A 13,191-nucleotide genomic window follows, 5' to 3' on the forward strand; every position below is an offset into this window, starting at 1 on the left:
TGTTCAAGAATACCCGGTCACATCCGCTGAAATATTAGGTCAGAAGTGTTGACTTTAATTTGGGAGAGCATAGGCTGCGCCGAAATGAGATCGGAGGAGCCTCATGTCCCAACACCCTTTGTTTGCCACCCGGGCCTCCCGGATGAAGGCGTCAGAAATCCGCGAGCTGCTGAAATTGCTCGATCAGCCCGGTATCATTTCCTTTGCCGGTGGCATTCCGGACCCCGCGCTTTTTCCCGCCGAAGCTTTCGCTCAGGCGTTTCAGCAGGCATTGGGGCCGGACATGCAGGCGCAGGCTCTGCAATATTCCGTCAGCGAAGGCTATGCTCCCCTGCGCCGGTGGCTGGTGCAGCACATGCGCGAAATCGGGGTGGAATGTGACATGGACAACGTCCTGATCACCTCGGGCTCGCAGCAGGCGCTGGATTATCTGGGCAAGCTGTTTCTGTCCCCCGGCGACACGGCTTTGGTCGGGTGGCCCACCTATCTGGGCGCCCTTGCCGCGTTCAACGCGTATGAGCCGCGCTTTGACCGGCTCAATGGCAACAGGGGGGCCGATGAATTCAGGGCTGCGGCAGGGGATGGCGCTGTGAAATTCGCCTATCTGTCGCCCGATTTTGCCAATCCGACAGGCGAAACCCTGACCCGCCCGGGTCGTGAGGCATTGCTGGACCTGACCGACGAACTGGACTGCGCGTTGATCGAAGACGGAGCCTATCAGGCACTGCGCTATGACGGCGATCCGATCCCGCCGATCCTGGCTCTGGAACAGGCGCGCAAGGGATCGATCGAAAACTGCCGGACGATCTACTGTGGCAGCTTCTCGAAAACCCTGTCACCGGGTCTGCGCATGGGGTGGGTTGTTGCGGCCAAGCCGATCATCTCGCAGATGGTTCTGCTGAAACAGGCGGCAGATCTGCATTCGGCAACCATCAACCAGATGGCTGTGCATCAGGTGGCGGAAGCGTGTTTTGATACTCACATTCCGAAAGTGCGCGACACTTACCGCGCGCGCCGTGATGCGATGCTGGATGCGCTGCAACAGCACATGCCCGACGGGGTCGCGTGGACGCGCCCCGAAGGCGGCATGTTCGTCTGGGCGACACTCCCGTCGGGAATCAGCGGGTCTGACCTGCTGGCACAGGCGCTGGATACGGTGAAAGTGGCCTTTGTGCCGGGGCAGGCGTTTTTCCCCGACGGCAGCGGGGCGAACACGATCCGGCTCAGCTTCTCGAACTCGGACGAGGCGACAATCCGCGAAGGCATCCGCCGGTTGGGCCAAGTTCTGCGTGCCTGACGTCCGGAAAGGTTCTGTTAACCAAATTGCTGCAACTCTGCGGCATGATCCGGTTTCTCGCTCCGCTCCTGCTGGCCGCCTGCGCCGCCGGGACCCCGCATTTCCGCGAGGTTCCTGCCACCCGCGTGGCGGTGAACGGCAGTGTGTTCGATGTGCGCGTGCGCGGCGATCTGGCCGAGGCGGTGCGGATCAACGCGCAATATGCACCGCGGCTAGGCCCTGTTCGGGATCGCGCCGCGCTGGCCATGGCGCAGGTTTCGGGCTGCCCGATCCTCGACGTGCTGGGCGACGCGGCTGTCACGGTTGGTGTTCTGGGGTGTGACCGCAAGGCGGGGGAACGGTTGCTGCTGACTGCCGTCTCGACGCCCAGATATGAATGTATCGACTATGGCATCTATGAAAATGTCGGGGGCAGTACCGGGTATCAGGTCTTTGAATGCATCCCATACTGACATACGCGTGTTCCTGCGCATTTCGGCAAGATGTTGTGGATAACTTGCGCTGATATCCCATATCCTGCGCAACTGCGTTGACTCGGACCCCATCCCTTGCGCAGACTTTCAATTCATAGGAATCACGGGACACGCGGCCATTGCGTTTCAGCAAGCTCAAACTGACCGGCTTCAAAAGCTTTGTTGATCCGACCGATCTGATCATCGCGGACGGGTTGACCGGTGTGGTGGGTCCGAACGGCTGTGGCAAGTCCAACCTTCTGGAAGCCTTGCGCTGGGTGATGGGTGAAAACCGCCCCAAATCCATGCGCGGCGGCGCGATGGAGGATGTGATCTTTGCTGGTGCCGCCACACGGCCCGCCCGCAATTTCGCCGAAGTTGTCCTGACCATGGACAATTCCGAACGTCTGGCGCCTGCGGGGTTCAACGACACCGACCAGCTTGAAATCGTGCGCCGGATCACCCGCGATGTCGGCAGCGCCTACAAGACCAACGGCAAGGATGTGCGCGCGCGCGATGTGCAGATGCTGTTCGCGGATGCCTCGACCGGTGCCCATTCCCCGGCGCTTGTAGGGCAGAACCGCATCGCCGAGCTGATCAGCGCCAAACCCCGCGCCCGCCGCCGCATTCTGGAAGAGGCCGCCGGGATCTCGGGGCTCTATCAACGCCGGCATGAGGCCGAGCTGAAGCTGAAAGCGACCGAGTCCAACCTGACCCGCGTCGATGACGTGCTCGAGCAGTTGGGCGGGCAGCTTGCGCAACTGGCCCGTCAGGCCCGTCAGGCCGCACGCTATCGCGAAATCGGCGAACAGCTGCGTCAGGCCGAGGGAATGCTGCTCTATCGCCGCTGGAAAGAGGCCGACATGGCCCGCCAGCAGGCCGAAGACAAGCTGAGGGATCGGATTTCCGAGGCCTCCCGCGCCGAGGCCGAGGCCCGCGCCGCCGCCGCAAAAAGGGCCGGGATCGAAGAAACCCTGCCCCCCCTGCGCGAGGAAGAGGCCATCGCCGCCGCTGTCCTGCAACGCCAGCAGGTGCAGCGCGATCAACTGACCGATCAGGAAACCCGCGCGCGCCAGACCATTGAAACGCTGACCAGCCGCATTCATCAGCTCGGCAAGGATATCGAACGGGAAACCGGCCTGAACCGCGATGCGGGCCAGATGATCGAACGGCTGGAATGGGAAGCCCGCGAACTGGCCAAGGCTGCCGAAGGGCATGACGCGAAGGTGGCGGAAGCTGCAGAAATCGCCCGCGAAGCGGCTTCGATCCTTCAGGACCGCGAAGACCACCTGTCGCAGCAGACCGAGGATATGGCGCGTCTTGTCGCCCGTCACCAGTCGGCGCAGCGTCTGGTCGAAGACAGCCGCAAGACGCTGGCCCGCTCTGAGGGGGAAGAGGAAAAAGCCCGGCTGGCGGTGGATGAGGCCAAAACAGCCCTGACCCGTGCCAGCGAGGCGTTCGAAACCGCGCAGGAAAGCGAGGAAGAAGCCCGCGAAGCCGCCGAGGCTGCCGAAGAGGCGCTGGCCGCCGCGGATGAGCTGCGCAATGAAACGCAGGCCCGCGAAGCCGAGGCGCGCGCGCAACGGTCCGAGGCCGAAGGCGAATTGGGTGCAATCCGCGCCGAAACCACCGCGCTTGCCAAGCTGGTGGACCGCGACACGGCCGAGGGCGGGCAGGTGATGGACCTGCTGCGCGTGGAACCGGGTTTTGAGAAGGCGCTGGGTGCTGCGCTTGCCGATGACCTCCGTGCGCCGCTGGTCGAAGGTGACGGCCCGTCCGGCTGGGTTCAGGTGGCAGGTTATGACAGCGATCAACCCTTGCCCGATGGGGTCGACCCGCTGGCGCTGCACGTGTCGGGGCCGGACAGGCTCAGCCGTCGCATCGCGCAGATCGGGCTGGTCGATGCGGATCAGGGCGCGCGGTTGCAGGCGTCGTTGAAGCCGGGCCAGCGTCTTGTGTCCCGCTCGGGCGACCTGTGGCGCTGGGACGGGTTCCGTGCCTGGGCCGAGGATGCGCCAAGTGCGGCGGCGCTGCGACTGGAGCAGCTCAACAAGCTTGAGGCGCTGAAACAGGAACTGGCCCGCACCGAGGCGCAGGCCGACGGCGCCCGCGCCGCGCATGAAACCCTGTCGCGGCAACTGGCGGACGTGACCGAGGCCGACCGCCGCGCGCGCGAAGCCCGCCGTGCCGCCGATCAGCGCATGGCCGAAACCGCACGCCAGCTCAGCCGCGCCGAGGCGGATCGCAACCTTGCGCAGGGCAAGCTTGAAACACTGGCCCTTGCCGTGGATCGCCACAAAGAAGATGCCATGTCCGCCCGCGTGCAGCTGCGCGAGGCCGAGGCGGCGCTGAACGATCTGGGTGACCTCGACAGCGCCCGCGCCGAGGTTGAGGACATCAAACAGACGGTCGAGGCGGCGCGGATCACCATGCTGACCCACCGCTCGACCCATGATGAGCTGCGCCGTGAAGGCGACGCCCGTACCCGTCGCACGCAGGAGGTCACCAAGGACCTGAGTGGCTGGCGGCACCGTCTGGAAACGGCTGAGAAACGGATTTCGGAACTGGCCGAGCGCAAGGAAAGCTCGGAAGAGGAACTGACCGAGGCCATGGCCGCCCCCGGCGAAATCGCCGAGGCGCGGGAAGAGTTGAACGAGTTGATCGAAGCCGCCGAAGCCCGTCGGGCCGACGCCGCCGACAAGCTGGCCGAAGCAGAAACACAGTTGCGCGAAGTGGTGATGGCCGAGCGTGAGGCGGAACGCCTGGCCTCGGAAGCTCGCGAAAACCGCGCCGCAGCCGAGGCGCGCAGTGACGCGGCAAAGGAAAGCGTGCTTGCGGCAGCAGAACGAATTGCCGAAGACCAGCAACTGACCCCGAACCAGCTGCTGAACCAGCTGGACGTAAACCCCGACCAGATGCCCGCCGCGGATGCGCTAGAGGCCGAAGTGAACCGCCACAAGCGCCAGCGTGACGCCATGGGCGCAGTGAACCTGCGGGCCGAGGAAGACAGCAAGGACGTTCAGGAAGAATTCGACACGCTCAGCAGTGAAAAGGCCGATCTGGAAGAGGCGATCAAAGCCCTGCGCAGCGGCATCTCCAGCCTCAACCGCGAAGGCCGCGAACGTCTGCTGACCGCTTTTGAACAGGTGAACTCGAACTTCGCGATGCTGTTCAAGCACCTCTTTGGCGGGGGCGAGGCCAATCTTGTGATGGTCGAAAGCGACGACCCGCTGGATGCGGGGCTGGAAATCATGTGCCAGCCGCCGGGCAAGAAGCTCTCGACCCTCAGCCTGCTGTCGGGCGGCGAACAGACGCTGACCGCGACCGCGTTGATCTTCGGCGTCTTCCTTGCCAATCCAGCTCCGATCTGCGTGCTGGACGAGGTTGATGCGCCTCTGGATGATGCAAACGTGACGCGTTTCTGTGATCTGCTGGACGAGATGTGCCGCCAGACTGACACGCGGTTCCTGATCATCACCCACCATGCGGTGACAATGGCGCGCATGGATCGCCTGTTCGGTGTCACGATGCAGGAACAGGGCGTCAGCCAGCTGGTTTCGGTCGATCTGAAGAAGGCCGAGCAGATGGTGGCCTGACCGCTCACTGCAAGTTTATGACGGTTGCGGCTTTATCGCGCTAACCTGAGCGCATGACGCACTTTCTGATCCCCGCCCTCATCGCCGCCGGCCCTGTATTTGCAGCCGACTGGCCTGTCAAAACCGGGGACACACCCCTTACGGCCGCAGAGCTTGATGCTTTGGCGGGGCAGACGCTGACCTTTTACGACGACGGACAGGCCAAATTCTCGGCCGGGGGTGCCTATTCCTATACATACGCAAGCGGAGATTCTGCCTTCGGAACTTACGAGATTGCTGATGATGGCAGCGTGTGCATCGCTTACCGCAACGGGTTCAGCCGTTGCGATTTGTATGTGCGTAACGGGGACAGGTTGATCCTGATTGACGAAAAAGGCGATCGGTATCCTGTGCGTAGCAAGTGAACTTGATCTGAAAGTTTTGCATTTTCTGCGCATTTGATAGACGAAACCCGACAAATCAGATGATCTATGGGAGAAAACCTGATAGCCAAGGTGGTATCGTCCCGGAAATCTTCACTGACGGACGGAGACAGGCACATGTGCCGATTTTTGGCTTGGGTTGGGCAGCAGCGATACCTGGACGAACTGGTCCTCGAGCAAGAACAATCGCTTGTCATTCAAAGCCGAAACGCATTGATCGGAAAAACACCGATAAACGCGGATGGGTTCGGTCTGGCATGGTATTCTGATCGTGACACGCCGTGTTTTTACAAGGACACTCATCCAGCGTGGTCTGATGCCAATCTGAAGCAATTGGCGCATCACACGAAATCTCGCCTGTTTCTGGCCCATGTACGGGCCTCGACGGGTACGGCGACCTCGCGCAACAACTGTCACCCCTTCGGCGTTGGCAGGTGGAGTTTCATGCATAACGGTCAGGCCGGGGGTCATGAACGAATCCGGCAAGAGCTTGATGCCATGATCCCGGCGCATCTGTACCAGCATCGTATGGGCGCAACCGAGAGCGAGGCGATCTTTCTCATCGCTCATGGCGAAGGGCTGGACGCCGATCCTGTGGGTGCAATGGCCCGTGCGGTCGGTCGGGTCGAAGCCCTTTCCAGGCGCAGCGGAGCATTACCCTATCTTCGGTTTGCCGCCTGCTGGTCGGACGGCAAACGGGTTTTTGCGGCCCGTTATGCCTCGGATCGGTTTGCGCCCAGCTTGCACTACAAGGCCTGCAAAGACGGTATCATCATTTCGTCCGAGCCACTGGATGCCAACAACGAGGGGTGGCTCGAGATACAACCCAACACGGCAATCGAAACCGAGGGTGCCGCGGTGACGACGCGCGCCTTTGCGCCTTGTGTTTTGCAGCAACGGGAATGGGTCGCGTAAGAGTGGTTGCCGCCTAAAGCCGGTTTAGCAGATCCACTGTCGGCCACGCATCCGCAGGCAGGCCAAGCCGCTTCTGTTCCGCCTGCACGGCTGCCCGCGTGCCAGCGCCCAGGATCCCGTCGACCTTGCCAATGTCATACCCTTTGGCCTGAAGCTTGCTTTGCAGCTGCTTCATCTGTGCACCGTTCAGACCCTGTGCGGGATTGCCGGCATCATAGATCTGTGCCCCTTCCAGACGTGTCCCGAAATAGGCGGCGGTCAATACATAGACAAAGCTCTGGTTCCATTCGAAATAGACGTCGAAGTTGGGATAGGCCAGAAAGGCAGGACCCTTGTGCCCCTGGGGCAGGATCAGCGAGGCGGGCAGGTTTGCCAGCGACCCGCCGCGTGCCTGAACGCCCATGGCCTGCCAATCGGCCACCGACCGGGGCTTGCCGGGGCCGGACAGCGACCAGTCCATCTGCGCGGGCACTGTGACCTCTTGCAACCACGGTTCGCCTGCGCGCCAGCCCAGATGCGACAGCATCTTGGCCCCGGACATCAGCGCATCGGGGGCCGAGGTTTTCAGGCGGACATGCCCGTCGCCGTCACCATCGACACCGTTTTCCAGAATGTCCCGCGGCAGCATCTGGACCATACCGATTTCTCCAGCCCATGCGCCCGTTGTGCGGGCCGGGTCGAAATCACCATTCTGATAAAGTTCGATGGCGGCGAAGATTTGAGGGCGGAACAGGTCGGGGCGACGGCAGTCATGGGCCAAAGTCACCAGCGCATTGCGGGTGTTGAAGTCGCCCTGAAATGATCCGTAATCTGTCTCGAACGCCCAGAAGGCCAGCAACACCCCGCGTGAGATTCCGTATTGCTTTTCGATCCGGTCAAACACCGCATCGTATTTGCGCGACATCGCTTGCCCGCGTTCGATCCGGTTTTGCGAAATCAGCCGTCGGGAAAACTCGATAAAGGGTTTCTGAAACACCCCCTGCGCCCGATCGGCCTTCATCACGGCGCTGTCCTGCTGCACGCCTTTGAAAAATGCGTTCACGGTGGATTTGTCAAAGCCTTGCTGCACGGCCTCGGCCTTTAGCCCTTTGACAAAGGAATTGAAGCCACCGCCACATTGGGCCAGGACAGGTTGGGCAAACAGGGTGGCGGCGATCAGGCCGGAAAGAAAACGCATGACAAATGTCCGTCAGTAAATCAGGTCGATCCCAACCGACACCGACACGAGCCCAAGCGCAAGCCCCCAAACACGCCACAACATGCGACATGCGCGGAAAATGTCCAAAGCTCCGATCTCGCGCTGAGCATTGCCATTGACCCATGCCAGATCCCGCACCTTGCCGTCATAGCTGCGCGGCCCGGCCAGGGCGACGTTCAAGGCGCGGGCCATGGCGGCCTCGGGCCAGCCCGCATTGGGCGAGATGTGACGGTGCGCATCTGCCAAGATTTCGCGCCAGCGCGACCACTGGCCCGACAGCGCCACGATCATCACGCAGGTCAGGCGGGCCGGGATCAGGTTCAGCAGGTCGTCGAACCGGGCCGCAGCCCAGCCAAACGCGCGGTACGTTTCATTGCGATACCCGATCATGCTGTCGGCCGTGTTCACCGCCTTGTAGACCAGCAGCCCCGGCAACCCGGCAATCAGAAACCAGAAAGCAGGCGCGATGACGCCGTCACTTAGGTTTTCAGCGGCGCTTTCGATGGCCGAGCGTGCCACCTGTGCCTCGGTCATGTCCCGTGTATCGCGCGAGACGATCATGGCCACCCGTGCCCGCCCCTCTGACAGCGAGGCCATCAACCCTTCGCCCACGGCACGCACGTGGGCGACCAACGATTTTTGCGCCAGCAGGATCGCGCAGACCAGGATTTCAACCACTGGCCCCAACAGGGACAAACCCCACCCAAGCACCCCTGCGCCGCAAACCAGCACGATAAGCACACCCACCCCTTTTGACCGGCGCTGGGCCCCGTGGTTCAGGCGTGTATCCAGCCAGCCGATCAGGTTGCCGATCATCACCGCCGGATGCCTGACGCGCGACCAGAGCCAGTCGGGTTCCCCCAGCGCTGCGTCAAGACACATGGCACAGACCAGCATCAGGCCAAGGCTCACAGGGCGGCCTCCAACCTGTTCCATCCATCCTCGGGCGGGAGCCCAAGGCGCAGATAGGTTTCAGAATAGGGGAAGATGCGGCTCCAGATATGGGATTGTGCCAGACGACCTTGCCAATGGGTGGCGTTGTCGACCTGATAAAGTCGGAACAGGCTGGTGCCGCCGATCACCTTGGCCCCCTTTCTCGTGACCAGCGCATCCAGCCTTGAGGCCTCGTCAGCCAAACGCGCACGCGTGGCGTCCGCCCAACGGTTGTCCATCAAAGCCTGTGTGCCGATCCGCAAGGCCGGGCCTGATACCGACCAAGGACCGGTCAGATCGTTCAACCGGCTGATCATATCCGGCCGTCCGATGGCAAACCCCAGTCTTACCCCGGCCAGCCCCCAGAATTTGCCAAAACTCTTCAGCACGATCGCGCCGGGGCGGTCTGCCAATTGGATCAAGGACTTGTCCGGCATGACGTCGCAAAAGCTTTCGTCAATCACGGTAAGTGGTGCCGATACGTCGCTTTCCTGCCAGATACGTCCGTCCGGGTTGTTCGGATGTACGATCACGCGGGCGTCGCTCGGCGCGTCTTGCCGTACCTTCCATCCCTGCGCCGAAAAGGCGGCGGCGTGTTCGTTATAGGTGGGTGGCGTGATCTGTACCGTACCCGTCGCGGTCAGAGCCGGCAGACGCGCGATGATGGCCGACGCTCCGGGCGCGGGCAGGATCGCGGCACGCTGCGGCACGTTCCAGAACCGGCGCGCGGCACCGCTGAGCCGTTCAAACGCCCCGTGATCCGGCAATTCGGCCCAATCCCCGGCCGTCAGGCCGGACACGGGATAGGCATGGGGATTGATGCCGGTGGACAGATCGATCCAGTCGGTGCGTTGCCCGCCGTATTTGACAATCGCTTTGTCCAACCCGCCGCCATGGTCACGAACCGCGCGTGGATTCAGACTTTCATCCAATGTGTTCATCTGCTCTCTCTGCGAGAAATTACCGCTTTTGGCCCGCTTCAAGCGGATTTTCGCCTCTTACACAAGCAAATCCGCCTGTTCACGGAGCTGTGGGGCTGCTGTTAACACTTTGTTAAGGAAATAACGAGATCACGGACCATGGGGGTCGGCACCACTCACCATACCAAGTGCCGAGGTTGTTGCAAATGAAAGTTCTGATTGTTGAGAGTAATCCCGACCTTGGTCGGGTCTGGAAAAGGCATCTGGAACGGCAGGGCGCCGAGGTCACGCTGGTCGAGACGCAGGAAGCCGCCATTCTAGCGCTGTACGGCACGGATTTCGAAATCATCGTGCTGGATCTGGTTCTGGAAACCGGCAGCGCATTGGCCGTGGCCGATTTTGCAAGCTATCGCCGCCCCCAGGCGCGGGTGATCTTTGTTACCAACACCACCTTCTTCTCGGATGGATCGATATTTGCCCACAGCCCGAACGCCTGTGCTTATGTGCAAAGCGAAACACCGCCAGAGGATCTGGCGGCGATGGTCGAGCATTACGCAGCAGGGCGCTGATCGCGGCGGTGCGGTTCTGTGTAATCCAGCACCGGGTTCACCGGAATGATCCGGTGCGGATTGATGCTGTCATGGCTGTAGTGATAGTGGCGCACGATATGGTTCATGTTCACCGTGGGGGCCACGCCGGGCCATTGGTACAGTTCACGCGTAAAGGCCCATAGATTCGGGTAATCGATCAGGCGCCGCTTGTTGCATTTGAAGTGCAGGTGATAGACCGGATCAAAGCGGATCAGCGTCGTAAACAGCCGCCAGTCAGCCTCGGTGATTCGATCCCCCATCAGGTAACGGTTCCGGGCCAGACGATCTTCCAGCCAGTCCAGCGTGTCGAACAACGGGCCCACGGCGGCGTCGTAGGCCGCTTGCGAGGTGGCAAAGCCAGACTTGTAGACGCCGTTGTTGACGTCTGAATAGATGCGCGCGTTGACCTCTTCGATTTCATCGCGCATCGCTTCGGGCCAATAATCATCGGTATTGCCGGTGATCCCGTTGAAGGCCGAATTGAACATGCGGATGATTTCCGAGCTTTCGTTCGACACGATGGTTTCCTGCCGCTTGTCCCACAGGATCGGCACGGTCACGCGCCCCGAATAGGCTGGATCGGCTTTGGTATAGATCTGGTGCGCAAAGCCCAGCCCGTAAAGGTCGTCTCCCGTCGCGCCATGAGCGTCTGTTTCAAAGGTCCAACCCTGATCCAGCATGTCCGGATGCACGACCGACACCGAAATCAGATCGCTCAGCCCTTTCAGCTGGCGAAAAATCAGCGTGCGATGGGCCCAGGGGCAGGCATAGCTGACATAAAGGTGATAGCGCCCGGGTTCTGCTTTGAACCCACCTTTGCCTGATGGCCCCGCCGCGCCGTCAGCTGTCAACCAATTGCGAAACTGCGCGGCGCTGCGCTGGAATGCACCGCCCGTGGATTTGGTATCATACCAGGTGTCGTGCCATTTTCCGTCGACCAGCAGGCCCATATCTTTTCCTCCGCATGTGCGTTCCAAAAAACATAGGGCCAGAGCCTGCACCTGCCTATGCGAGCGCCCGCGCAAACCCTCTGCACACGCGCACAGCAAAGGCCGGGATTTCTGCGCAACAAACCTTGGCCGGATCGCAGTCTGTGACGTGCTTCACTGGATTTTTACAACTTATCCCGCACAATAGAAGTCATTCACGGGGGAACGGATTTATGAGTACCTATGTTTCAAAGGAAATACGCGCCGAGTTGGACGCGGCCCGAATCGCCACATTGAAAAAAGCCAGCCGTTTACGGGTGGAGATGGGCGACAATACTTACAAAATACTCAAATTGTGGAAAGACGGTTTTACGGTCGAGGCGGAAACCACGCCGCGCCTGCGCGGGCTTGTCGATATCTTTGACGGGGCCAACCACCTCTACCAATGCCTCATCGTCGCGGACGAGGATGAAGGCGGTGAGATGCGGTACGAATTCAAACGCAGCACGGCGACCCATGACAGCGCGCCGCTTGACTTTTACCGCGCGCCCGATGCGCCGATCGCCCTGCTGGGGCATGACGACTAGGGGCGAATTTCAACCGGTGTTCCGATTTGGCCCAGGCTTTGGTCGACGCCAAAGGCCAGCGGTGCCAGCCTAAAGACAGGCACGCGCGGGCCAAAGCGGACTCAGCCAAGTCAACCGGCACCTGTGAAAACAGGGCAGGGCTTGCAAGCCCTGGCCGGCACGTACTTATTGCAGATCCCCGAAGGCTTGTTTCAGCCGCTGGCAAGCTTCCTCGACCCGCGCCCGTTGCGTGGCCAGGTTGAACCGTTCAAACGTTTCTCCTCCAGTGCCAAAACCCGGACCTGACGATGTTGCGATCCGCGCGTCCTCGCGCAATCGACGCACAAACTCAGCGTGATCCATGCCGGTGCCCGAGAAATCGACCCAGGCCAGATAGGTCGCCTGCAAGGGCATCGACCAGAGCCCCGGAATCTCGGCGATGGTCTGATCGAACAGACGCCGGTTTTCCTCCAGATGCGCGATCTGGGCATCTACCCATTCGGCCCCTTCGGGGCTGTAGGCGGCGGTGATCATCGCCACGCCCAACGCACCGGGATCATAATCCAACGTTTGCAGCCGTTGCTTCATGGCCGCACGCAATTTGGGATCGGGAATGATCATGTTGCCGGTCCGCTGCCCGGCGATGTTGAAGGTCTTCGATGCCGCAGTCAGCGTCACGGTCCACGGGCGTGCATCCGGGGCCGCCACATCCATCGGCACAAATTTGGCGCCGGGGTAGACCAGATCGTGGTGAATCTCGTCCGATACCAGGATCAAACCGTTCCGTTCGGCAAACGCGGCCACGGCCTGCAACTCCTCGGGCGCCCAGACGCGACCTGACGGGTTTTGCGGCGAACACCACAGCAGCATTTTCTCGGACCCGTCCAGCCGGGACTGGGCGTCGTCCAGATCAAGGCCATAACTTTCCCCGTCCCGCACCAAAGGGCATTCCACGACCCGGCGGCCCGATTTGTTCACCTTGTGGGCAAACTCATGGTAAACGGGGGTGAAGATCACGATGCCATCACCGGGATCGGTCCAGACATCCAGCGACAGGGCGATTGCATTGCCCAAGCCCTGAGTGGTCAGAATCCAATCCGTGTCGATTTCCCAATCATGGCGGGTTTTCATCCACCATTGAACCGAGGCCAGATAGTCCGGGTGCATCCATGAATAGCCGAAAACGCCGTGATCTGCGGCTTTGCGCACGGCCTCGATCACGCAGGGTGCCGTTTGGTAATCGGAATCGGCCGTCCACATGGCCAGACCGTCCTCGGGCGAGACGCCATACAGCATCTCCATCTTGTCCCATTTTGAACTGTTGGTGCCCCGGCGGTCGATCAGGTCGTTGAAAGTCATGTCTGCTCCATTTT

Annotated in this window: 12 protein-coding genes; 7 read left to right on the top strand and 5 right to left on the bottom strand. The window is 61.2% G+C overall.

Annotated features, from left to right (window positions below; translation table 11 throughout):
* The first annotated feature begins 103 nt into the window (after positions 1-103).
* From AC2FNN_RS03405 to AC2FNN_RS03425, 5 genes are all read left to right on the top strand, one after another.
* Positions 104-1,297 carry an aminotransferase-like domain-containing protein gene (locus AC2FNN_RS03405; RefSeq protein ID WP_496756593.1) on the top strand — a complete coding sequence of 398 codons (1,194 nt, stop codon included), beginning with the start codon at positions 104-106 and terminating at the stop codon, positions 1,295-1,297.
* Between the two features lie 44 nt (positions 1,298-1,341).
* Positions 1,342-1,749, top strand: a complete 408-nt coding sequence (locus AC2FNN_RS03410) for a hypothetical protein (RefSeq protein WP_496756595.1) — start codon at positions 1,342-1,344, stop codon at positions 1,747-1,749.
* A gap of 140 nt (positions 1,750-1,889) precedes the next feature.
* Positions 1,890-5,345 carry a chromosome segregation SMC family protein gene (locus tag AC2FNN_RS03415; protein ID WP_496756597.1) on the top strand — a complete coding sequence of 1,152 codons (3,456 nt, stop codon included), beginning with the start codon at positions 1,890-1,892 and terminating at the stop codon, positions 5,343-5,345.
* A gap of 53 nt (positions 5,346-5,398) precedes the next feature.
* On the top strand, positions 5,399-5,749 hold the full coding sequence (locus AC2FNN_RS03420; protein WP_496756598.1) for a hypothetical protein: 351 nt from the start codon (positions 5,399-5,401) through the stop codon (positions 5,747-5,749).
* A 135-nt stretch (positions 5,750-5,884) separates the two neighbouring features.
* Positions 5,885-6,682, top strand: coding sequence for a class II glutamine amidotransferase (locus AC2FNN_RS03425; protein ID WP_496756599.1), 798 nt, complete (start codon positions 5,885-5,887; stop codon positions 6,680-6,682).
* A 13-nt stretch (positions 6,683-6,695) separates the two neighbouring features.
* On the opposite strand, the gene AC2FNN_RS03430 is transcribed toward AC2FNN_RS03425, so the two are convergent.
* From AC2FNN_RS03430 to AC2FNN_RS03440, 3 genes are read right to left on the bottom strand one after another with little or no spacing between them, the layout of a single operon-like run.
* Entirely contained in the window at positions 6,696-7,859 is a 1,164-nt protein-coding gene (locus AC2FNN_RS03430) for a lytic murein transglycosylase (protein WP_496756600.1), read from the bottom strand.
* A 12-nt stretch (positions 7,860-7,871) separates the two neighbouring features.
* A complete protein-coding gene (gene cbiB, locus AC2FNN_RS03435; RefSeq protein WP_496756602.1) occupies positions 7,872-8,792 on the bottom strand; it encodes an adenosylcobinamide-phosphate synthase CbiB in 921 nt (306 codons plus the stop codon).
* On the bottom strand, positions 8,789-9,754 hold the full coding sequence (locus AC2FNN_RS03440) for a threonine-phosphate decarboxylase (RefSeq protein WP_496756603.1): 966 nt from the start codon (positions 9,752-9,754) through the stop codon (positions 8,789-8,791). The genes cbiB and AC2FNN_RS03440 overlap by 4 nt, the downstream gene beginning before the upstream one ends.
* Positions 9,755-9,939: 185 nt before the next feature.
* Between AC2FNN_RS03440 and AC2FNN_RS03445 the strand changes: the two genes are divergently transcribed.
* On the top strand, positions 9,940-10,302 hold the full coding sequence (locus tag AC2FNN_RS03445) for a response regulator transcription factor (RefSeq protein ID WP_117869888.1): 363 nt from the start codon (positions 9,940-9,942) through the stop codon (positions 10,300-10,302).
* Here AC2FNN_RS03445 and AC2FNN_RS03450 read toward each other — a convergent pair.
* A complete protein-coding gene (locus tag AC2FNN_RS03450; protein ID WP_496756604.1) occupies positions 10,284-11,273 on the bottom strand; it encodes a glutathione S-transferase family protein in 990 nt (329 codons plus the stop codon). The genes AC2FNN_RS03445 and AC2FNN_RS03450 overlap by 19 nt on opposite strands.
* Positions 11,274-11,485: 212 nt before the next feature.
* Between AC2FNN_RS03450 and AC2FNN_RS03455 the strand changes: the two genes are divergently transcribed.
* Positions 11,486-11,839, top strand: a complete 354-nt coding sequence (locus AC2FNN_RS03455; protein ID WP_496756606.1) for a hypothetical protein — start codon at positions 11,486-11,488, stop codon at positions 11,837-11,839.
* A gap of 165 nt (positions 11,840-12,004) precedes the next feature.
* On the opposite strand, the gene AC2FNN_RS03460 is transcribed toward AC2FNN_RS03455, so the two are convergent.
* The gene (locus AC2FNN_RS03460; RefSeq protein WP_496756608.1) at positions 12,005-13,177 is read right to left on the bottom strand and encodes a MalY/PatB family protein; all 1,173 of its coding nucleotides are present in this window, start codon (positions 13,175-13,177) and stop codon (positions 12,005-12,007) included.
* Between the last annotated feature and the right edge of the window lie 14 nt (positions 13,178-13,191).

This window comes from Ruegeria sp. BHSA118 (assembly GCF_059613405.1).

What these genes read in the sequence shown, in the direction of transcription:
- AC2FNN_RS03405 (WP_496756593.1), top strand. Translation starts at nt 104, where the DNA reads ATGTCCCAACACCCTTTGTTTGCCACCCGGGCCTCCCGGATGAAGGCG.
- AC2FNN_RS03410 (WP_496756595.1), top strand. Translation starts at nt 1,342, where the DNA reads ATGATCCGGTTTCTCGCTCCGCTCCTGCTGGCCGCCTGCGCCGCCGGG.
- AC2FNN_RS03420 (WP_496756598.1), top strand. Translation starts at nt 5,399, where the DNA reads ATGACGCACTTTCTGATCCCCGCCCTCATCGCCGCCGGCCCTGTATTT.
- AC2FNN_RS03425 (WP_496756599.1), top strand. Translation starts at nt 5,885, where the DNA reads ATGTGCCGATTTTTGGCTTGGGTTGGGCAGCAGCGATACCTGGACGAA.
- AC2FNN_RS03430 (WP_496756600.1), bottom strand. Translation starts at nt 7,859, where the DNA reads ATGCGTTTTCTTTCCGGCCTGATCGCCGCCACCCTGTTTGCCCAACCT.
- AC2FNN_RS03440 (WP_496756603.1), bottom strand. Translation starts at nt 9,754, where the DNA reads ATGAACACATTGGATGAAAGTCTGAATCCACGCGCGGTTCGTGACCAT.
- AC2FNN_RS03445 (WP_117869888.1), top strand. Translation starts at nt 9,940, where the DNA reads ATGAAAGTTCTGATTGTTGAGAGTAATCCCGACCTTGGTCGGGTCTGG.
- AC2FNN_RS03450 (WP_496756604.1), bottom strand. Translation starts at nt 11,273, where the DNA reads ATGGGCCTGCTGGTCGACGGAAAATGGCACGACACCTGGTATGATACC.
- AC2FNN_RS03455 (WP_496756606.1), top strand. Translation starts at nt 11,486, where the DNA reads ATGAGTACCTATGTTTCAAAGGAAATACGCGCCGAGTTGGACGCGGCC.
- AC2FNN_RS03460 (WP_496756608.1), bottom strand. Translation starts at nt 13,177, where the DNA reads ATGACTTTCAACGACCTGATCGACCGCCGGGGCACCAACAGTTCAAAA.